Source organism: Streptomyces sp. NPDC002845 (assembly GCF_053591955.1).
The window spans coordinates 1-19,751 of record NZ_JBSFUU010000058.1; the positions used below are offsets into that span (position 1 = coordinate 1).

General features: G+C 70.9%; 15 protein-coding genes and 3 pseudogenes. 10 read left to right on the plus strand and 8 right to left on the minus strand.

Going from position 1 to position 19,751, the window contains the following annotated elements:
- Window positions 1-207 precede the first annotated feature (207 nt).
- Entirely contained in the window at window positions 208-1,179 is a 972-nt protein-coding gene (locus tag ACWD3C_RS33005; RefSeq protein ID WP_451149848.1) for an SDR family NAD(P)-dependent oxidoreductase, read from the minus strand.
- 105 nt (window positions 1,180-1,284) lie between these two features.
- Between ACWD3C_RS33005 and ACWD3C_RS33010 the strand changes: the two genes are divergently transcribed.
- From ACWD3C_RS33010 to ACWD3C_RS33025, 4 genes are all read left to right on the plus strand, one after another.
- Window positions 1,285-1,857: a TetR/AcrR family transcriptional regulator gene (locus ACWD3C_RS33010; RefSeq protein WP_451149849.1), complete on the plus strand. Its 573-nt coding sequence runs from the start codon at window positions 1,285-1,287 to the stop codon at window positions 1,855-1,857.
- A gap of 216 nt (window positions 1,858-2,073) precedes the next feature.
- Window positions 2,074-4,341, plus strand: a complete 2,268-nt coding sequence (locus ACWD3C_RS33015; RefSeq protein WP_451149850.1) for a hypothetical protein — start codon at window positions 2,074-2,076, stop codon at window positions 4,339-4,341.
- 12 nt (window positions 4,342-4,353) lie between these two features.
- The gene (locus tag ACWD3C_RS33020; RefSeq protein ID WP_451149851.1) at window positions 4,354-4,755 is read left to right on the plus strand and encodes a DUF5955 family protein; all 402 of its coding nucleotides are present in this window, start codon (window positions 4,354-4,356) and stop codon (window positions 4,753-4,755) included.
- A 43-nt stretch (window positions 4,756-4,798) separates the two neighbouring features.
- Window positions 4,799-5,065, plus strand: a complete 267-nt coding sequence (locus tag ACWD3C_RS33025; protein ID WP_451149852.1) for a hypothetical protein — start codon at window positions 4,799-4,801, stop codon at window positions 5,063-5,065.
- Between the two features lie 266 nt (window positions 5,066-5,331).
- Here ACWD3C_RS33025 and ACWD3C_RS33030 read toward each other — a convergent pair whose 3' ends face one another.
- Together ACWD3C_RS33030 and ACWD3C_RS33035 are read right to left on the minus strand one after the other, a co-directional pair.
- Window positions 5,332-6,081, minus strand: a complete 750-nt coding sequence (locus tag ACWD3C_RS33030; protein WP_451149853.1) for a response regulator — start codon at window positions 6,079-6,081, stop codon at window positions 5,332-5,334.
- A complete protein-coding gene (locus tag ACWD3C_RS33035; RefSeq protein ID WP_451149854.1) occupies window positions 6,078-7,223 on the minus strand; it encodes a sensor histidine kinase in 1,146 nt (381 codons plus the stop codon). The genes ACWD3C_RS33030 and ACWD3C_RS33035 overlap by 4 nt, the downstream gene beginning before the upstream one ends.
- A gap of 253 nt (window positions 7,224-7,476) precedes the next feature.
- Between ACWD3C_RS33035 and ACWD3C_RS33040 the strand changes: the two genes are divergently transcribed.
- The 5 genes and pseudogenes from ACWD3C_RS33040 (at window position 7,477) to ACWD3C_RS33060 (ending at window position 12,394) form a co-directional block, all read left to right on the plus strand.
- A complete protein-coding gene (locus tag ACWD3C_RS33040) occupies window positions 7,477-8,130 on the plus strand; it encodes a hypothetical protein (protein WP_451149855.1) in 654 nt (217 codons plus the stop codon).
- Between the two features lie 172 nt (window positions 8,131-8,302).
- Complete coding sequence (rox, locus tag ACWD3C_RS33045) at window positions 8,303-9,736, plus strand: rifampin monooxygenase (protein WP_451149856.1); 1,434 nt, start codon at window positions 8,303-8,305, stop codon at window positions 9,734-9,736.
- A gap of 550 nt (window positions 9,737-10,286) precedes the next feature.
- Window positions 10,287-10,537: pseudogene (locus ACWD3C_RS33050) on the plus strand (RNA polymerase sigma factor); the annotation flags it as partial.
- Window positions 10,538-10,652: 115 nt separating this feature from the next.
- Window positions 10,653-11,276 carry an RNA polymerase sigma factor gene (locus ACWD3C_RS33055; protein ID WP_451149896.1) on the plus strand — a complete coding sequence of 208 codons (624 nt, stop codon included), beginning with the start codon at window positions 10,653-10,655 and terminating at the stop codon, window positions 11,274-11,276.
- Window positions 11,273-12,394: a CU044_5270 family protein gene (locus ACWD3C_RS33060; protein WP_451149857.1), complete on the plus strand. Its 1,122-nt coding sequence runs from the start codon at window positions 11,273-11,275 to the stop codon at window positions 12,392-12,394. The genes ACWD3C_RS33055 and ACWD3C_RS33060 overlap by 4 nt, the downstream gene beginning before the upstream one ends.
- 114 nt (window positions 12,395-12,508) lie before the next feature.
- On the opposite strand, the pseudogene ACWD3C_RS33065 reads toward ACWD3C_RS33060, so the two are convergent.
- From ACWD3C_RS33065 to ACWD3C_RS33080, 4 genes and pseudogenes are all read right to left on the minus strand, one after another.
- Window positions 12,509-12,964: pseudogene (locus ACWD3C_RS33065) on the minus strand (DUF5990 family protein); the annotation flags it as partial.
- Between the two features lie 594 nt (window positions 12,965-13,558).
- Window positions 13,559-14,875, minus strand: a complete 1,317-nt coding sequence (locus ACWD3C_RS33070; protein WP_451149858.1) for a sugar ABC transporter permease — start codon at window positions 14,873-14,875, stop codon at window positions 13,559-13,561.
- Window positions 14,876-14,904: 29 nt separating this feature from the next.
- Complete coding sequence (locus tag ACWD3C_RS33075; RefSeq protein ID WP_451149859.1) at window positions 14,905-15,681, minus strand: ATP-binding cassette domain-containing protein; 777 nt, start codon at window positions 15,679-15,681, stop codon at window positions 14,905-14,907.
- Window positions 15,682-15,715: 34 nt separating this feature from the next.
- A complete protein-coding gene (locus ACWD3C_RS33080) occupies window positions 15,716-16,840 on the minus strand; it encodes a sugar ABC transporter substrate-binding protein (RefSeq protein ID WP_451149860.1) in 1,125 nt (374 codons plus the stop codon).
- A 421-nt stretch (window positions 16,841-17,261) separates the two neighbouring features.
- Between ACWD3C_RS33080 and ACWD3C_RS33085 the strand changes: the two genes are divergently transcribed.
- The gene (locus ACWD3C_RS33085; protein ID WP_451149861.1) at window positions 17,262-18,962 is read left to right on the plus strand and encodes a tannase/feruloyl esterase family alpha/beta hydrolase; all 1,701 of its coding nucleotides are present in this window, start codon (window positions 17,262-17,264) and stop codon (window positions 18,960-18,962) included.
- 193 nt (window positions 18,963-19,155) lie between these two features.
- Here the strand turns inward: ACWD3C_RS33085 and ACWD3C_RS33090 are convergent.
- A pseudogene (locus ACWD3C_RS33090) lies at window positions 19,156-19,407 on the minus strand (hypothetical protein); the annotation flags it as partial.
- Between the last annotated feature and the right edge of the window lie 344 nt (window positions 19,408-19,751).

The following is a 19,751-nucleotide window of genomic DNA, read 5'->3' on the forward strand; positions in this document are numbered from 1 at the left end:
ACGGGCCGGCGGTGGTCAGGACGGCGGCGGTCGCCACGCCGGCGATCAGCCAGCGCTTCCAGTGCCTGCGAAAGGTGGTGGCCATCGTGATCTCCCCAAAGTCTTCTGGATTTTCAACTGAAGTTTCAAGTACTTGGCTGTGGGTCGCCCGGGGTCGTGAGCGTGGTGAGCCGTGAGCGTGGTGAAGCGGGCGTGGTGAAGCGGGCGTCAGGCGAGGAGCCGCTCGGAGACGTCCCAGAGCCGCTCGGCCGCCTCCGGGTCCAGGGCGTGCGGGGCGACTCCGGCGAAGGTGCCGGGCCGGTGCAGGGGGGCCTCGGTGCAGTCCTCGAAGTAGCGGCCGCTGACGCCGTCGAGCAAGGGTGACGAAGCCAGCAGTACGGAGGTGGCGGCGCCCTCTTCGACCGTCTTGAAGGACATCTCGGGCAGGGCCGTTCCCTCGCCGACGAGTGCCTGGAGGTGGGTCATGAACAGCGCCGTCTCGGCGTCCCCCATGTAGCGCCCCAGGTTGGTCTGGATTCCGCCGGGCATCAGCGCGTTGGCCGTGATCCCGTCGTCGGTCCAGCGTCGCCCGGCCTCCACGGCGAACAGCACGTTGGCGGTCTTGGACTGCCCGTACGCCAGCCACGGGTCGTAGGGCCGCCCGGTGAAGTGGAGGTCATCGAAGCGGACCGGTGAGAAGAGGTGGCCGCTGGAGCTCACCGACACCACACGGGCGCCGTCGGCCGCCGCGAGGGCGCCGTGCAGTCCGGTGGTGAGGGCGAAGTGCCCGAGGTGGTTGGTGGCGAACTGCAACTCCCAGCCCTGGGGCGTCCGGGTCTCGGGGCTCGCCATGATCCCCGCGTTGTTGACGAGGATGTGCAGCGGGCCCTGCCAGGCCTCCGCGAACGCGCGGACGGACGCCGGATCGGCCAGGTCCAGCGGGGCGACCCGTACGCCTTCGGTACCGGCACCGGTGACGGCCCGGATGTCCTCGGCGACGCGGTGACCGGCCTCCGTGTTGCGCACGGCGAGAGTGACCTCGGCGCCGGCCCCGGCGAGCGCGCGGGCGGTCTCCACGCCGATGCCGGACGCGGCGCCGGTGACGACGGCGCGGCGGCTCGTGAGGTCGATGTCCGCGATGACCTCGGCGGCCGTGGACTGTGCGGTGAACTGTGTGCTGATGCGTGTGTTCATGGTCATTTCTCGCAGTACTCCCCGTTTGCTACGCTCCGAAGCGGAGGTGCCTCCGATTTCGCTTGAACTCTAAACGGAGGATCCTCCGACTGTCCAGACGGGAGGAAATCCGTGACCGGCACCACACGCGGACTGCGTGCCGACGCGCAGCGCAACCGGCAACGCCTGCTCGACGCCGCCGTGCTCGCCTTCTCCGAGCGGGGCGCGGACGCGTCGCTCGAAGCCATCGCCCGAGCCGCCGGTGTCGGCATCGGCACGCTCTACCGGCACTTCCCCACCCGTGACGCACTGCTCGAAGCCGCCTACCGCAACGAGGTCGCCCGGGTCTGCGACAGCGCCACGGAGCTGATCGCGCGGTTCCCGCCCGACCAGGCGATGCGGCTGTGGATGGGCCTGTTCTTCGACTACCTGGCCACCAGGGGCGGCATGGCGAACGCCTGGCGGGCCGTCGTCGCCTCCGGCGCGGACCCCTCCGCCCAGAGCCTCGGCCGCATCAGCACCGCCGTCAGCGCCCTGCTGCACGCCGGGGCCGAAGCGGGCGTCCTGCGCTCCGACGTCGACCCCCTCGACATCGGATTCAGCCTCGGCGGCGTCCTGCTGATCACCAGCGACCAGGGGCAACGCGACCGTGCGGGCCGCATGCTCGACCTGCTCCTCGACGGCCTCCGCCACCGCCCCGGCTGAGCCTCCGGAAGAGCGCGTCCCCCCAACTGGCCCGTTCACCACTGGTGTTCGCGGATTCGCGGTCGTTGCGAACGGGCATGGCCATAGAGCGCGGCCGCGGCATCAGGGGATCGGCGAAGGGGGGAGCCCCAAGTGTTCTTGCCCAGACGGAGCACGCCCGGGGCACGACCGTCCTTACGCCGACGCATCACACTGCTGTGCCTGCTCGTTGTGGCCGTGGGCAGCCCCTGGGCGCAGGAACGCGTACTGGACCTCTACGCGGCGAACTACGAGAACCGCACCGTGCGATGGCTGGTCCAGGGGGCGTTCGTCCCGGGATGGGCCGTGTCCCCCGACGAGTACTTCACGAACTCCGGCGAGTCCGTGCTGGTCGTGACCGACCTCAGCGTGGTGGTGCTGGTCGCGGCGCTGGCCTTCTCCGCGTCGCGGCTGTCGGCCCACGGGGCGTCGGGCTGGATCCGCTGCCTCGCCGTGGGTGTGCTGGTGTCGGAACTCGTGACCCTGCTGCGCTGGGGCCTGCTCGCGGCCTTCGTCGACGAACTGGACCTGTCGTCCGGCGAGTTGCGGAGCCATCTGCTGCGCGCGCCTCTCGCCTTCGGCCTGGCGATCGGTGTGCTCCTCGCCCTCGTCGTCGGGCTGCCGGGGATACGAACCACCGGGTCCACCGGTCTACGCCTCACCAGGACTGTCGGTCCACGAGTCACCGGGACCGTCGGCGCCGCGAAGGCGTCGCTCCGTCGGAGGAAGGGAGACGTCGGCATGACGACTCCGCAGGTGCACATGCCGGTCGGGAGCATGCCGGGTGACGTCACCCGGTATCTGTGCGCCGCGGCCTACGTCGACGAGAAATTCGCCGACCGGGTGGTGGAGGACGTCCTGGCCGACGAGGCCAGCGCCGTGGCGCCGTCGCCCGACGTCGACCTGCTGGCGGTGGCCCGTCACTGCCTGGCGGCACAGGAGATCCGGCACCGCCGGGACCTGCGACTGGCGGGTGCGTTCGGGGCCGTGGCAGTGCTCGCGCCGCTGTGGCTGGTGGTCCCCGCGGTGCTCCTGTCGATCACCGCGGGAGCGGCTCGCTCCCGGCCGAGCCTGGCCACCCGTGGCCAACGCCAGCCCGCCGGCGGGGTGTTGGTGGGCGCCGGCATCGGGGCGGGGGCGGCGGTCCTCTGCGCCTTCCTCCTCGGCGTCACCTTTTCGTCACTGCCCGCGCCCGGCTTCGTGAGCTGGCTGCTCGGCGCCTACCTGGCCGGGGTGCCGGCCGCGCTCGCGTCCATCGGCGCGGTGGTGTTCGCGTACATGACGGTGGTACGGCACGACCTCGACACCGACCGGCTGCTGCGCACCACCATGACCCGCGAGAGGTTCGCCGCGCGGCCCCTGCCACCCGTACCCCCGCGGGAGTGGATCGCCAACCGGCTGGCGGCCGTCAAGGAGGCGCGGGACGGAAACGTCACCGTGTACAGCGGGTTCTCCCCCTTCATCGGCTACGCGGCGGCCGCCTCCACCTGGTCGATCGCCGTGCCGCTCCTGCCCGCCGACGACCCCGTCGACACGGGTTCGCGCACCGGCGCCGACGAGCCGGAGTCGTTCACCGTCGCCGAACTCGTCGATCACGTACGCGAACAGCTCCGCGCGGTCGCCGCGCGCGGCGGCGCCGACGGTACGGCCGGCGCCGACCCGGCGGCCCTCGGCTCCCTCACCATCGAGGACCGGGTCTTCGCGAGCGGCACGACCATCGGTGACGACGGCCGGTTCATGGCGCCCGACCGCCTGGCCCCGGCCGCACGGCTGTCGCCCGAGACGGTCGAGGAGATCATGCTGCGCCCGACCGGCACGGTCCGCCACTATCTGGCGGTCCATGTGCCGCTGTGGGGCGGGGACGTGGTGCCGAGCGTGTTCCTGCACTTCTCGACCGAGGGCAGGACGTTGCACCTGCACTGCCGCAACCATGTGCTCGGCCCGGTGGACGCCGCGTACCACGTCGTGGACCGGCTGCGCGACCCGCTCACCCCCGAGCGGCGGCGCGGGCTGATGATGGCCGCCCTGCCCCGCACCGCCCCGGCGTTCTTCGGCGCGCCGTTCCGTGCGCTGCGCCACGCCCGCTTCGAGGCCCGGCACACCCGGCGGATCGTGGACGAACTGACCGCTATGGAGCAGGACCCGGTCTTCGACTACGGCGCCCGGCTGAGCGTACGGGAGATGGCGCTGAGCCCCATCTACCACAACTACTTCCAGGTCGTGGACGCCGGCCGGATCACGTCCGCGGTGGAGCGCCACACCCTCGCCGCGATCCGCGAGTTCCTCGACACGCGTGGCTACGACATCACCGACTTCCGCAGCCAGCAGCAGACCATCCTCAACCAGGGCCTCATCCAGCAGGGCGGTACGAGCATCATCGGCAACCAGGCGATCGGCGCCGGGGCCAGCGCCACGCAGAACGTCAGACAGCAGCCCGGCCCGGCCGCCGCCGGTGCCCAGAAGTAAGGAGTCCCCGTCATGGGCAACGACGACGGCCGTCACGAACCTCCCGTCAACAACGGCCTCGTGATCAAAGGCGGTACCCACTACGTGGGCAACCAGGCGATCGGCCACCGCGCCCAGGCGTTCTCCGGCTCGGTCGGCTTCCAGCCGCAGGACACCGCGCAAGCCGCCCGGACGGCCGAACTCCTCGCCCACGTCGAGCAGTTGCTGGAGGAGCACCGCTCGGCACTGGCCGACCCCGACGCCACCACCAGGGAACTGCGGCGCCTGCGCGAGGAACTCGACGAAGAGGAACCACAGCCCCCGGTCCTACGGCGCGCCCTCGACCGCCTGACCGCCTTCGTCCAGCCCGTGACCCCGCTCGCCGTCGCGGTCGGAGAACTCGCGCAGACGGTACGGGGGACCCTGGGAACCTGACGCGCCGCCGGGACAACGGCCGTACACGCAGACGAGGACCGTCATGCCGTACGCGCAGACGAGGACCGTCATGCCGTACGCGCAGACGAGGACCGTCATGCCGTACGCGCAGACGAGGACCGTCATGCCGTACACGCCGCCGCTCTGGCCGGTCTCTGTGAAGGGTGCCGCGCCGGACGCGCGTGATCGCGTACTGCTGCTGCGGAACGAGCGCGACGAGTGGGAGCTGCCCGGCGGCCGCCTGGAGACCGGCAGCCCCGACGCTGCACAACTGCCGGACACCAGCCCGTCCCCGGCCGGTGCGTCCTGATCGTGACCTACGGCTGCACCGTGCCGACTCCCGACCGGCCGCCGGTCGTCAGCCACGAGCACAAACAACCGGGCATGTTCACCGCCGACGAGGTGCCGGAACTGAACATGTCCTGGGCAACGTACAGCCCGAGGAACACCTCGCCACCGCCGTCCCGCAGTCAACAAGCCCTACTGAGCCGACGACCGGCCCGGACGGTCTCTGTCCGGCGCCTGGCCTGCGGCGGCTCGCGGCGACGCCCGTGCCCCGTCGGAACAGGCCCAGGTTCAGAACAGGCCCAGGTCGCGGGCGCGCAGTGCGGCCTGGGTGCGGTCGCGCAGTTCGAGGCGGCCGAGGATGCGGGAGATGTGGTTCTTGACGGTGCCCTCGCTGAGGTAGAGCTGCGCCGCGATCTCGCGATTGGTGTGGCCGCGGGCGACGAGCCGCAGGATGTCGATCTCGCGCGGGGTCAGGCCGGCGTCGGCGGCCGAGTCAGGGTCCGGGCCGGAACCGGAGGAAGCCGCAGGCAGGGGCGGGGCCGCGGGCGCCGGCGCGGGCAGGGCCGCGGCGAGGCGGCGGGTCACCGAGGCGTCGAGCTGGGTGACACCCGCGTGCGCCAGGCGGACGGCGTGGGCGAGCTCGTCGGCCGGCAGGTCCTTCAGGAGGTAGCCCTCGGCGCCCGCGCGCAGCGCCTGGACGACGTACTCCTCGTCGTCGAACGTCGTCAGCATCATGACCCGGCACTCGGGCGCCCGGCCACGCAGGATGGCCGCCGCCTCGACGCCGTCCATCTCCGGCATCCGCACGTCCATCAGTACGACGTCGGGCCGCAGCTCCAGCGCCTTCGCCACGGCCTGGCGCCCGTCCGCCGCCGTACCGACGACGGTGATGCCCTCCCGGATGGACAGCAGGGAGGCGATGCCCTCCCGGATGAGCTGCTGGTCGTCCACCACCAGCACCCGCACCCGCGACGGCAGCGGGGCCAGAGCCGGGGCCTGGGCTTCCTGGCGCGGCTCGTCGTCCGGCCGCCCGGTCATCCGCCCTCCCTTCGCGGCACCGTGACCGTCAGCCGGGTGCCCTCACCCGGACCGCTGTCCAGATCAACGGTCCCCGCCACCAACTGCACGCGTTCACGCATGCCGAGCAGGCCGAACCCGCCCGCGGCCCGCTCCGGCCGGAAGCCACAGCCGTCGTCGCTGACCACCAGCCGCGCCGCGTGGGGCGCGAGGTCGACCGTCACGGTCACCCGCGATGCCCGGGCGTGGCGGCGGGCGTTGGTCAGCCCCTCCTGCGCGGCCCGGTACAGGGCGGTCAACTCCGCCGCGCCGTAACCGTCCTCGTCGCCGCTGACCTCGACGGTGACGCGCGGCATGGCCCCCGCGCCGTCGCGTGCCAGCCCGGCGAGCGCGGCCGACAGCGACGGGCGCGCCGCCTCGCCGCGCAGCGCACGGACCGACTGCCGTACGTCGCCCAGCGCCAGCTTCAGCGACCGCCGCGCCTCGCCGACCGCCCGCTCCGCCGAGTCCGGGTCCAGCGCACGGATCTCGGAAGCGAGCTCCAACTGCACCGACATCGCCGTGAGATGGTGCCCCAGGCTGTCGTGCAGGTCGCGTGCCAGCCGGTTGCGCTCGGTCACGGCGGACAGTTCCGCGACCCGCGCGGCGTACTCCTCCAGCTCGCGCCGCCCCCGCTGTTCGCCGACGGCCACGGCGGCCATCGAGATCCCCAGCACCAGGCCGACCCCGAGCATCAGCAGATCGGAGACGTACTCCAGGTCCCGGTACCAGCCGGGCGCGGTGAGCATGTACGCCGTGAGCATCCCGAGGACGCTCAGCGCGGCCAGACCGAGCGCGGCGGCACGGCCGAACACGAAGTAGGCGAGGAACGGCGGCAGCACGAACAGCACCTGGGACAGCTCGGAGACATCGCAGGCGACCACCGCGCCGACCAGGACGCACCGGGCCGGCAGCAGCGATTTCGGACCGGGCCTGACCGGGCGGCGCCCGGCGACCGCCTCCACCACGAACAGCGCCGCGATCCCGGCAACGAAGCCGACCACGCGCCAGACCCCCGGGAGAGGGCCGTCGCCCGGGCCCACGGCCACGTAGTACAGCCCGCCGGCGAGCACCGTCCCGTAGAGCAACGGCGCCACCCAGGGCACGGGCACGTACGCCGCCATGCACACCCCCCTCACTGTCGCTCCCAGCCTAGGGTCACTCCGGCCCGGGGACGACGGTGCCGGGACGGCTTCGAAGGGCTGTGGCCGATCGGCACATGCCGAACGGCTACGCCCCGCCGCGAGTCGGTGACCTCCGGCAGCCGACTCCCGCCGCTCTGCATCTGCCGCCGGGGCAGGCCCGCTTCCTACGGTGTCGGCTCGACGTCACCTCGATGTCGGCCCAATACCCTTCCGACGAACCGGAGTTGCTCCCATGTCGCCCTCGCCGTCCTCGCCGTCCTCGCCGTTGTCCTCCCCCGTGCCGTCCGCCGTCTCCTCCCCGCAGTCCCCGCAGTCCTGGCCGAACTCCGTCCGCCTCGCCCGTCTCGGCGCCCTGTGCGGGGTGCTGTCGGGCCTGCTCGCCGCGCTGCCGGCGCTGGTCGAGGTGTTCACCGGGGAGACCGCCGCCACCAGCTTCCTCCTCGCACTCTCGCCCGCACTCGGCATGCCGCTGCTCACCGCCGTGCACCTGCGGCAGAGCTCGGTCACCGGCCGCTTCGGGGAGATCGCGTACACCGTGAACGCCGTCGGGCTCGGCCTGTTCGGCGGGGCCGCGTTCGCCGCGAACCTGGTCCTCTACTACCTCGACGACGAGGTCATCAAGGAGGCGCTGACCGGCCCCACGATCCCCGCGCTGATCGGCTCGGCGGTCGTCTTCGCCGTGGGCTGCGCCCTGCTGGGGGCGGCGACCATCCGGGCCAGGGTGTTCCCGCGCGTGCCGTCGTGGGGTTACGCGGTCGTCATGCCGCTGTTCGCGTTCCTGATCGGGCTGCCCGAGTCGGTGTTCTCCAGCGCCCTGCACGTCGTCGCCGGGATCACCCTCACCTGGCTCGCCGCCGCACTGTGGCAGACGGCCCGCCGTTCGTAGGGCCTGTGCCCGCAACCGTGCACCCGCGGCGGACGACAAAAGACAAAGGCAAGAAGGGTCACCCACTCCTTGCCACTCTCAAGGTATAGCGCACCAGGGGGCTTGCGGCAAGACCCGGGCTGTGCCGCAGAATCGTCGGCCGAAGCCAGGACCTGCGGAAACGGTGGTTGTGATGATCGATGTGATCGTTGCCGGCGGCGGACCGACCGGCTTGATGCTGGCCGCCGAGTTGCGGCTGCACGGCGTGCACGTGGTCGTGCTGGAGAAGTTGACCGAGCCGACCGAACAGTCCCGCGGGCAGGGCCTGCACGCGCGCAGCGTCGAGATGATGGACCAGCGCGGTCTGCTGGACCGGTTCCTCGCGGTCAGTGAGAAGTTCCAGGTCGGCGGTCTCTTCGGCGGCATCGTCAAGCCGTGGCCGGACCGGTTGGACACGGCGCACCCGTACGGCGTCGCCACTCCGCAGCCGGTCACCGAGCGGCTGCTCAACGAGCGTGCGCTCGAACTCGGTACCGAGATCCGGCGCGGCTGCGAGGTGGTCGGGCTGAGCCAGTCCGAAGACGGGGCCGGGGTGACCGTCGAGCTGGCGGACGGCACGCACCTGCGCTCGCGCTACCTCGTCGGGTGCGACGGCGGCCGCAGTGTGGTGCGCAAGCGGCTCGGTGTCGGTTTCCCCGGCGAGCCCGCCAAGGTCGAGACGCTGCTGGGCGATATGGCGCTGACCGAGGATCCGGCGACGATTGCCGCCGTCGTCGAGGAAGTCCGCAAGACCCAACTGCGGTTCGGCGCCATCCCCCAGGGGGACGGGGCGTACCGCATCGTCGTGCCCGCCGACGGCGTGGCCGAGGACCGTGCGACCGCGCCGACCCTCGATGAGTTCAAGAAGCAGCTGCGGGCCTTCGCGGGCACCGATTTCGGCGCGCACTCGCCGCGCTGGCTGTCCCGCTTCGGCGACGCCACCCGGCAGGCCGAGCGCTACCGGGTCGGCCGGGTGCTGCTGGCCGGCGACGCGGCGCACATCCACCCGCCGACCGGCGGGCAGGGGCTCAACCTCGGCGTGCAGGACGCGTTCAACCTCGGCTGGAAGCTGGCCGCCGCGGTGAACGGCTGGGCTCCGGAGGGGCTCCTTGAGAGCTACCACACCGAACGGCACCCGGTGGGCGCCCGCGTGCTGGACAACACCCGCGCACAGATCACGCTGCTGGGGACCGATCCGGGTGCGACCGCGCTGCGGGAACTGTTCTCGGCACTCATGGACTTCGAGGAGGTGAACCGGTACGTGACCGAGATGATCACCGCGGTCGGGGTCCGCTACGACTTCGGCGAGGGCCACGAACTGCTCGGCCGCCGGATGCGGGACGTGAAGCTGAAGCAGGGTCGCCTCTACGAGCTGATGCACAGCGGCCGCGGGCTCCTGCTCGACCAGACCGGCCGGCTCTCGGTGGCGGGCTGGGCGGATCGGGTCGACCACGTCGTCGACGCCGGCGAGGAACTGGACGCGCCCGCCGTACTGCTGCGACCGGACGGCCACGTGGCGTGGGTCGGTGAAGACCAGCAGGATCTGCTCGGCCGGCTGCCCAAGTGGTTCGGCGCCGCCGTCAGTTGAGCGCCGTTGTGGCCCGATGATGACGATCTCCGACATTCGTCAGGGGTACGGACGACGGGCAGGTGCGACGCTGACGAAGCCCGGCACGGTGAAGTTCACCGGCGCCGCCCCGGTCCGGGGGGCTTCTGAGCGGGAGTCGACCGACCGCAGTCGCGCACACCCATCGGCCGCAACCTCTCCCGAGGTCGCGGCCGATGGGTTCTCCGGGGTCAGCGGGCGTCGGTTACCTCACCGCGGGCTTACCCGGACCGTGACCGTGGGGCCGTTCAGGGCCTCCCGGAGGATTGTGGTGTTGCTGCCGGTGATGCGGACGCCTGCCGGGGTAGCGAGCTGTTGCGGCTGGAAGCCTGCCCGTACGCGTCAGCTGATCTCCTCTCAGGGCGACTCCGGCGACTCAGCGACTCCGGCGACGCCTCGAAGTCCATGAGTGTCGAGAACAGTTCCCGCAGCGCGGTCGCACCCGGATCGGTCCCCAGCAGCGTGATCTGTAACGCTTTTCGGGCCTCGGTCCAAGAACAAGTGAAGGCTCTTGGACGCGAAGGAGACGCCGGTGGATGGCGCGGAAGGGTTACGGGGCGGGCTCGCCGCGGCGGTACGTGACCCGGAGCTCTTCGAGGAGTTCTATCGGCGTCATGTGGACGCGGTGATGCGCTTCGTGGCCCGGCGGGTCGACGACCGCTCACCGCGGCCGACCTGACGGCCGAGATCTTCCTCGCCGTCCTCGACTCGACCCACACCTACCGGCCGTGCCTCGGCAGCGAGACGGCCTCGCTGTACGGCATCGCACGCGACGTCGTGTCGTGGGCCTCCATGGCCGGGGCTGGGCCTGCGATGCTGTGTCGTGCCACTCGCGTGTGGCGCAGGTCACGGGAAGCCGGTGTGGGGTGCCGGACAGCTCATTGGGGTGAGCACTCATATGCGTACCCGGATACGGGCCGGGGATTCGAGCGCGTTCGCCGAGCTGTACGACATGTATGCGCGCGCGGTCTACAACCATGCTTTCCGGCTGGCTGCCGACTGGTCGACGGCCGAGGACGTGATGGCCACGACCTTCATGGAGGCATGGCGGCTGCGCGACAGGGTCGACCCGGAGGGCGGTTCCCTGCGGCCGTGGCTGCTGGGCATCGCCACCAACACGGCGCGCAACCAGTTCCGGAGCAACCGGCGGTACCGGGCGGCGGCGGAGGCGGCCGCGGCGGCTGAACTGTCGGTACCCGACCATGCCGAGGAGGTGGCCGACCGGCTCGACGGCCGACAGCGCCTCGCGACGGCGCTTACCGCGCTCGCGGCGCTGCGCCGGCCGGAGCGTGAGGTCATCGCGCTCTGCCTGGGGGAGGGCCTGGACTACGAGGCCGCGGCGGAGGCGCTCGGCATTCCGGTGGGCACGGTCGCCTCCCGGCTCTCCCGTGCCCGCAAGAAGCTCCGCAGGGTTTCCGGGGTCGAGGAAAGTCTCGGGAAACGGGAAGTCGGCCGCCCCGGCCGACAGACAAGAGGCGATCACGCACACGCGATCCGGCCCGCACAGGAAGGAAACCGATGAACGCGAACACGTCCCGGCAGAGCGCTGCCGAGTGGGAAGAAGGCGCACAGCTCTTCGACCGGACGACGCGCGACCTGCCGCCGGGCCGTCACCAGTTCCACAAGGAGCGCATGATGGCCCAGATTCACGAGGCGCAGCAGACAGGGCAGGCGGAGCACACGGGCGTGGGGGCGAAGACGGTGGCCCCGGCGAAGATCCGGCGTTTCCGGCTGCCGCGCCCCGCGATCGCCCTGCCCGCGCTGGCCGCCGCCCTCGCAGGGGTGGTCGTGGCCGGGGTGGTCGCGTCCGGGGGCGGCACCGGGGTCGAGGACGGCGGCGTCGCCACCGGACCGGCCCTGACCACGACAGTCGGCGCCGCGACCACCAAGGGCGTACCGCAACTGCTCGACCGGATCGCGCTGGCGGCCGCCGAGGTGGACCATCCGACCGTCGAGCCCGGCCAGTACATCTACATCGAGTCCAAGGCCGCCACCACCTTCGTCAAGACCGTCGACGACAAGAGCTTCCTGGCCAGCCACCAGCTGCACCGCCGCCAGGTGTGGATGTCGCCGGACGGTACCAAGGGCTGGCTGATCGACCCCGCGGTCAACGACAGCACCGAGGGCGAGACCCTGAGCCTTCCCGACGAGCAGGGCAACACTCCGGAGGCGAACCTGAACAGTCCGTCGTACGACTATCTGACCAAGCTGACCACCGACCCCGACGCCCTTCTGACCAAGATCTACAAGGAGACCGAGGGGCAGGGCAACTCCCCCGATCAGCAGGCGTTCACCACCATCGGCGACCTGCTCGGCGAGAGCTACCCTCCGGCGGAGCTGTACTCGGCCCTGTTCAAGGCCGCCGCGAAGATCCCGGGTGTCGTCGTGGTCGACGACGCGGTGGACGCGGTGGGGCGGCGCGGTGTGGCGGTGGCCCGGCTGGACGAGACCAGCGGTGAGCGCGAGGAGTGGATCTTCGACAAGAAGACCCATGTCTTCCTGGGCGAGCGCTCGGTTCAGGTGAACAAGAACAGCGGAGAGGACGCCCTGATCAAGCCCGGCACGGTCACCTACACCAGCGCTATCATGGACCGCGCCATCGTCGACGGCATGAAGCAGACTCCGTCACAGACCGGCTGACTCATCCGCACACCCTCCGCAGCCCAGGCCCTGCTCCAGGCCCTGCTCCGGGCGCGGGACATGAGCGTCGGCCCGGCCCGGTGACAGCCCGTTCTGGTCGGCGGGTTCGGCGGGTTCGGTGGTCCAGGTGATGTGCGGGGGCAGGACTCGTGCGCACAGGGGGTTGCCGTCGGAGTCGGTCAGGCGGAGGCGTCCGACCAGCAGGCCGTCGTGTGCGGCGGCGGCGAGTATGTGTGCGGGGATGGCGTCGAGCATGAGCTTGGCGCGGCGGAACATGGTGAATCTGCCCAAGTCGTCGATCGTGCCCCATGACAGGTAGATGAACCGGTGGCCCAGTCGGTCCTGGATGTACGGGCCTTTCACGTGGATGCCGGTCGGTGAGGGGATCGTGGTGCATTCCAGGGTCCATGTCGCGGACGGGGCGTCGGCGGGCTGTGGGTCGAGGAGTTCGGCGGGACGGTCGCGGCGTTGTACGGCGACGTGGATGTCGGCGTACGCGGAGGCGTCGCCGTCGGCGGGGGCCGGGCGGGTGCGGCCGGGCAGGTCGACGGCGTCGATACGGATGCGCATACGGCCATCATCCGCTGCCTGCCGGGCGCTCAGCCGCAGTGTCGGGGTCCCCCTCATCCCCGCCCCCACTCGGAGGCACCCGGCGGAAGGCGTACGCGGGCCGTCCCACGTTCCCGCTCGTCCGGAAGGGCTTGCCGTTTGTCGTCGACGCGGATGGTGCCGTGCTGGTCGCCGCTGGACCAGTCCGGCTCCAGGCTACGCATCCTCAGCGACCGGTGGCGCTCGGCCTGCGGATCGAGCAGGCCGGACGCGACCTCGACGTACGGCTGGTACTGGGCGGCCGGTGTCCCGCAGGCGGCCGGGGCACACGTCCACCTGGGCGTTTGCCTTCACGGGAGACGGCCCCGGCCCCCTGGTGGTCCAGGCTCCAGGCCGATCGGCTCGGCGCTGCCGTCGGCCGGCGATGGCCGACCGCGCGGTGGCGCCGGCCCTGGCCCTGGCGCCTGAGCACGTATGGCAGTTCGCCGTTCCGGGCGCGGCCACGGTGTGGCTGCGCCCGCCCGCCGGGGCGTGGTCGGTGCCCTGCTCGGGGCCCGAACGCTCGGCGTCGCCACCACTGGCCGGGTGGCCGGTGACCTGGCATCCCTCAATCCCTCATGCCCGCCCGTGCGACTCCGCGGAGTGCCGCGCCAACGAGTCGAAGATCACCGCGATGAGCAGCACCCCACCGGTGATCATGAACTGGACCGCGGGCTGGACTCCCAGCAGCGCCATGCCCGAGGCGATCGACTGGATGATGAGCACCCCCAGCAGCGCGGACCAGGTGGAGCCGCGTCCGCCGAACAGGCTGGTGCCGCCGATGACGGCAGCGGCGATGGCGTTGATCAGCAGCATGCCGGAGCCCGGGACCGGGGTCGCCGAGGTGAGCCGCGACGCGACGAACAGGCCGCCGACCGCGGCCAGGGTCCCCGACACCAGGAACACCGAGATCCGCACGCGCGCCACATCGACGCCGGCCCGCCGGGCCGCCTCCACCCCGCCGCCCAGTGCGAGGACCTGCCGGCCGTAGGGCGTGCGGCGCAGGACGAGGTCCGAGGCGACGATGACCACGAGGAAGATCAGGAGCGCCAGCGGCAGGCCCTCGAACCGGCCCAGCACGTAGACGGCGGCGAACGTGACCACCGCGATGAGGGCCGTACGCGCCCAGATCTCGCCCACCGGCCGGTACGGCATCCCGGCGGCGCTGCGGCGCCTGCGGTCGCGGTAGGAGACGAGGAAGTACGCGGCCGTGGCGAGCGCCGCCAGGCCGTAGGTGGCGACGGCGGCGCTGAAGTAGCGGCTGGTCAGCATGGCGACCAGCCCGTCGCCGCTGAAGTTGATGGAGCTCTCCGGCCCCAGCAGGTAGAGCATCAGGCCGTTCCAGGCCAGCAGGCCCGCGAGGGTGACGACGAACGCGGGTACGCCGATCCTGGTGAAGACGAACCCGTGGACGGCCCCGGCGGCCGCACCGCAGATCACCGCGGTGATCACGGCGAGCCATTCCGGCATTCCGTGGTTCACGTTCAGCGCCGCGAACAGCGCGCCCGACAGGCCGGCGAGCGAGCCCACCGACAGGTCGATCTCGCCGATCAGCAGTACGAAGACGACGCCGACGGCGACCATGCCGGTTCCGACGATGTCCACGCTGAGGACGGACAGGTTGCGCGGCGAGAGGAAGTTGTCGTTGAGGCTCTGGAAGACCGTCCAGATCACGGCGAGAGCGAGCAGGACCGGGGCCGGGCCGAGTTCACCTTCGCGCAGTCTGCGGCGCACCGTGCCCGCGTACGCCCTGGGACGTCCGGTGTACCACCGGCGTCCGTCGCGGCGCCGGCCGGTGGCCGGCGTGGCGGGTGCGGCGGGCGTGGCGGGCGCGGCATCGGCGGCGCGCGCCCGGATCCCTCGCCCTCGCCCTCTCCCACTCCACCTCCACATCTCCCTCCACCGCCCCCTCCGCCTCTCCCTCACGGCCATGCCTCCTCCGGGCTTGTCGGGCGGTGGGGGGCGGCGTTGTCCGTCGCGCCGGTGATGGAGGAGATGATCTGTTCCTGGGAGGTGGTGTTCACGTCGAAGAAGCCGTTGTTGCGGCCGAGGCGCAGGACGGCGACCCGGTCGGCGACGGCCTTGATGTCCCCCATGTTGTGGCTGATGAGGAGCACCCCGGCGCCCTGGTCGCGCAGTTCCTCGATGAGGTCGAGGAGCTGATTGGTCTGTTCGAGGCCCAGGGAGGCGGTGGGCTCGTCGAGCAGGAGCAGCCTGGGCGCGCTGAGGAAGGAGCGGGTGATCGCGACGACCTGCCGCTGGCCGCCGGACAGGGTGGCGAGCGGCGCACGCACGTCGGGGATGCGGATGGACAGGGTTTGCAGCAGGTCGCGGGTTCGGCGCTCCATCTCCACCTCGTCGAGGACGCCGAAGCGGTGGATTTCCCGGCCGAGGAAGAGATTGCCGACGACATCGAGGTTGCCGCACATCGCGAGGTCCTGGTAGACGGTCGCGATCCCCAGGGCCCGGGCGTCCTGGGGACTCTTGATCTGGACGGCACTGCCCTGCCACTCGATGACGCCCTTGTCGGCGGGACCGACCCCCGAGATCACCTTGACCAGGGTGGACTTGCCGGCGGCGTTGCCGCCCACCAGGGCGACCACCTCCCCGGCCCTGATCTCCAGCTCGACGTCCACCAGCGCCTGGACGGCGGCGAAGCGCTTGGAGATGCCGCGCAACGCCAGCAGGGGCTGAACCACGGGGCCACCACCTCCTTCCACCTTCGAGGTCGGCTCATCGGGTGAGTCCGGCCTTGTCGCAGGCGGACCGGAGCTTCGGGGTGCATATCTGGTCGATGGTGTACATACCGTCCTTCACCAGAGTGTCCTTGATGTTGCCGACCGTCACCGAGACCGACGGGAGCAGGACCGCCGGGATGTCCTTGGTGGTGGCACTGTCGACGGTGCCGGTGGCTATGGACTCGACCGTCTCGCCGCGCCCCAGGGCGACGGCCATCTCGACGGCTGCGTCGGCCGCGGGCTTGAACGGCTTGTAGATGGTCATGTACTGGTCGCCCCTGACGATGCGCCGCACGGCCGCGAGGTCGGCGTCCTGGCCGGTGACCGGGGGCAGCGGCCTGACCGCGGTGGCGTTGAAGGCGGAGATCACGGCGCCGGCGAGGCTGTCATTGGCGGCCAGAACGCCGTCGATCTTGCCGGCGCCCAGGGCGGCGATGGCGCCGGTCATGTTGGCGTAGGCGTTCTCCGGCCGCCATCCGACGGTGTCGTACGACTTGCCGATCTTCACCTTGCCCTTGAGGACGGAGAGCGCTCCCCGCTTGTACCAGCCGGCGTTGGGATCGGTCGTGGCGCCGTTCATCATGACGATCTGGCCGCGGTTCGCCTTCGCGCCCATGGCCTTCAGAAGCGCCTCGCCCTGAAGCCTGCCGACGATCGCACCGTCGAAGGTGACGTAACCGGAAATGGGGCCCTGCGCGAGCCGGTCATAGGCGACGACCGGGATACCGGCCCGGTGCGCGGCCTCGACCGACGAGCGCAGTGCCTTGGGGTCGATGGCGGCGACGATCAGGACGTCCACACCTCTGGTGATCATGGCGTCGAGCTGCTGCCGCTGGACCGTCGGCTCAGGTGTGGCGGCGACGGCCGCTGCCGGGCAGTGCGGGCACAGCTCTTTCAGCTTCTTCTCGATCAGGGGCCTGTCGAACTGCCCGAAGCGAGAGGCTCCGCCACCCGGGAGCAGCACGCCGACGGCAAGGCTGTCGCCATCGCTGCCCCCGCCCCCGCCCGCACCCACGCCGCAGGCCCCGGTCAGGACCAGACCGGCGGCAACCGTGACCGCCACAGACGCACGGGTGAGGGACCTACGCTTCACGGCCGGAAGGCTGACGCCGAGACCCATCTTCGGTTCCTTAGGGAAATTTGTCCGAACTTACACCGTAATGGGCACTTAGCGCCAAGCGTAGCCAGGCCGTCGGTGTCGTCCCGTTCAGGTCCGGCGCCCGCCCGCCTGACAGCGCCGGGCGGCACGCTTGAGTGCGGTGGAGCAGTGCACGCCGAAGTCCGGGACCAAAGGGCTCGGCTGGAAGCCGACCCTCCACGGCCAAATTGCTGTCAAAATTGTTGACGATATTCTCGACTTCCGCCACGCTACCCGCTTGGTGGCGCCATTGCCCGAGCCCCGCGCCCCATGCCGAAAGGGGTAACCCATGCGTCGTAGGTCCTCAGCCCGTGGCCGCCCCGGCCGCCCCGGCACCCCCGGCCGCCCCGGCGTCCCAGGCCGAACGAGATCGGCAACCGCCGCATGCGCGGCGGTTGCGGCGATGCTCGCTTCGCTTCTGGGTGCGAGTTCCGCGAGCGGCGCGGCGGCGCCCCGCCCCGCGGCCACGGCGGACGGCCTGGCGGACCTGCCCGCTGTGCAGCCCGTGATGGACTGCGCGGACGTGACGGGCCTCGACCTCGACGGCGTCACCGACGCCCCGGTCACGATCTCCTCCGCGAAGGTCGTGACGACGGGAGCGGCCGCCCCGTACTGCGAAGTGCGCGGAACCATCGCTCCCGCCGATACTTTTGTCATGCGCCTGCCGACCAACGGCTGGACCCAACGCTATGTCCAGACCGGCTGCGGCGGCCTGTGCGGCACCGCCGACATCAACTACGGCCAGGCGTCGACCTGTCCCGTCGTCAAAGACGGCACGGTCGCCAGCGCGACGACGGACATGGGCCACCAGGGGCTCAACGACGGCTCGTGGGCCCTCGACAACCCGCAGGCGCAGATCGACTTCGCCTATCGGGGCGTGCACGTCACGTCCCAGGTCGCCAAGGCGGTCATCGGCCGGTTCTACGGCAAGCGCCCCGCCTACTCCTACTTCACCGGCTGCTCGGACGGCGGCCGCGAGGCTCTGATGGAGGCGCAGCGCTACCCGGACGACTTCGACGGCATAGCGGCCGGCGCACCCGCGAACAACATGGTTGTCCAGAACACCTTCCACCACGCCTGGAACGTCCTCGCGAACAAGGACGCGGACGGCGACTACATCCTCCTCGCCGACAAGCTGCCCCTGATCCACCAGGCCGTACTGAACGCCTGCGACGCGCTGGACGGCCTGACGGACGGCCTGCTCGGCGACCCGCGCCAGTGCGACTTCGACCCGAAGACGCTGGTGTGCAAGGCCGGCCAGGACCCGTCGACCTGCCTCACCGAGGCCCAGGCAGGCGTGGTCCAGCGCCTGCACGACGGTGCCACGGACGCCAGGGGCCGCAAGCTGGAGCCGGCCGTCTCCCACGAGTGGGGCTCCGAGTTGGCATGGACGCTGTTCGTCCCGGCCCGCCAGGGCCAGACGGTGGCGAGCGAGAACTTCGTGACGTCGTTCACCCGCTACCTCGCCCACACCAACGCCCCCGACCCGGACTTCCAGCTCTCCGACCTGAAGTTCACGGTGGACTCGTTCTGGAAGACGGTCCAGTCCTCCAGCTACCTCGCCGCCCTGGACCCCGACCTCGGCGCCTTCGAGAAGAGCGGCGGCAAACTGCTCCTGTGGCACGGCTGGAACGACCAGCACATCGCACCGCGGGGGACGCTGGCGTACTACGACGCCCTGCGCAAGGCGGTGGGAGCGAAGAAGACCGACCGCTTCGCCAAGCTGTACATGTTCCCGGGCGTGGCCCACTGCGGCGGCGGCGAAGGCCCGGACACCTTCGACGTCCTGACCCCGGTGATGGCGTGGACGGAGACCGCCACCAAGCCGGGGAAGATCATCGCGTCGAACATCACGGACGGCACGGTGACGCGCACGCGGCCGGTGTACCCGTACCCCAGGGTCGCCCGCTACGACGGCACAGGCAGCGCGGACGACGCGTCGAACTTCGTGGCGGTCACGCCCCGCACCAAGCCCGACGCGGACGCCTACGACTGGGTCGGCAAGCGGCTGTTCTCCTCCGACTACCAGACCTGGTGCCGGGTCGTGGACGGCAAGCTGGTGTGCCGGCCGAAGCGGACGTGGCTGACGGAGCGTGCTACGTAGAAGACGACGAGGGTAGAAGAGGCGGGGGCGGCAGACAGGCTCGGCCGCCCCCGCCGTTTCGCGTCGGCGCTGTAGATGTGCGTGGTGGGGTGTGTCGGTTTCCGGGCCGTACGACCGGACAGGGACGGTCTGCCGGAAGTCGCGCTTCCGGCAGACCGTCCCACTCGGCGACCCGTCCCGGCGAACCCCGGTCTCACTTGCCGTAGTACGCGTTGTGGACCGAGATCGTCGACTTGTTGCCCTTCTTGCCGGTGATCGCGGCGCGGAGGGAGATGCCCGTCCCCTTCGCCGGGTTCTTCACGGTGATCCTTCCGTTCCTGACGTCTGTCTTCTTCCAGGTCCGGCCACTGTCGTACGACACGTACACCGACAGCGACTTGAGGTTCCGGCCCTTCGCCGCGCCCTCGACGGCGACCGGGTAGGTGACCGTCCGGCCGGCCCTGACCGCGATCCGCAGAAGGCGCCGGCGCTGGTCTCGCCCTCGTCGAGCAGGTGCCGACGCTTCCGATCAAGCTCCTCTCCCACCGCACGTGCCAGGCATATGTAGCGCGGACGGCGCTCATGTGTCACGCGAAAACGCTGTTCACCTGGGATGTAGGAAAGTGGCGTCCATTGAGACGTTACAGATTATTGACGTTCGTCTTTCATTTGACACATACTTCCCGAGCGCCGGTGGCGTACCCCAGAGAAACCGCACAGGGTGGTGATGGCAATGAAGCCAGCAGACGTCCGTTCCAGAGGTGCCAGAAGTTCCAGAAGCCGCAGCGAACTCACGGTCCTGGGGCTGTG

Coding starts and splice junctions, on each gene's coding strand:
- ACWD3C_RS33055 (WP_451149896.1), top strand. CDS start 10,653: ATGCGTACCCGGATACGGGCCGGGGATTCGAGCGCGTTCGCCGAGCTG.
- ACWD3C_RS33080 (WP_451149860.1), bottom strand. CDS start 16,840: ATGGGTCTCGGCGTCAGCCTTCCGGCCGTGAAGCGTAGGTCCCTCACC.
- ACWD3C_RS33085 (WP_451149861.1), top strand. CDS start 17,262: ATGCTCGCTTCGCTTCTGGGTGCGAGTTCCGCGAGCGGCGCGGCGGCG.
- ACWD3C_RS33060 (WP_451149857.1), top strand. CDS start 11,273: ATGAACGCGAACACGTCCCGGCAGAGCGCTGCCGAGTGGGAAGAAGGC.
- ACWD3C_RS33035 (WP_451149854.1), bottom strand. CDS start 7,223: ATGGCGGCGTACGTGCCCGTGCCCTGGGTGGCGCCGTTGCTCTACGGG.
- ACWD3C_RS33020 (WP_451149851.1), top strand. CDS start 4,354: ATGGGCAACGACGACGGCCGTCACGAACCTCCCGTCAACAACGGCCTC.
- rox (WP_451149856.1), top strand. CDS start 8,303: ATGATCGATGTGATCGTTGCCGGCGGCGGACCGACCGGCTTGATGCTG.
- ACWD3C_RS33005 (WP_451149848.1), bottom strand. CDS start 1,179: ATGACCATGAACACACGCATCAGCACACAGTTCACCGCACAGTCCACG.
- ACWD3C_RS33025 (WP_451149852.1), top strand. CDS start 4,799: ATGCCGTACGCGCAGACGAGGACCGTCATGCCGTACGCGCAGACGAGG.
- ACWD3C_RS33070 (WP_451149858.1), bottom strand. CDS start 14,875: ATGTGGAGGTGGAGTGGGAGAGGGCGAGGGCGAGGGATCCGGGCGCGC.
- ACWD3C_RS33040 (WP_451149855.1), top strand. CDS start 7,477: ATGTCGCCCTCGCCGTCCTCGCCGTCCTCGCCGTTGTCCTCCCCCGTG.
- ACWD3C_RS33030 (WP_451149853.1), bottom strand. CDS start 6,081: ATGACCGGGCGGCCGGACGACGAGCCGCGCCAGGAAGCCCAGGCCCCG.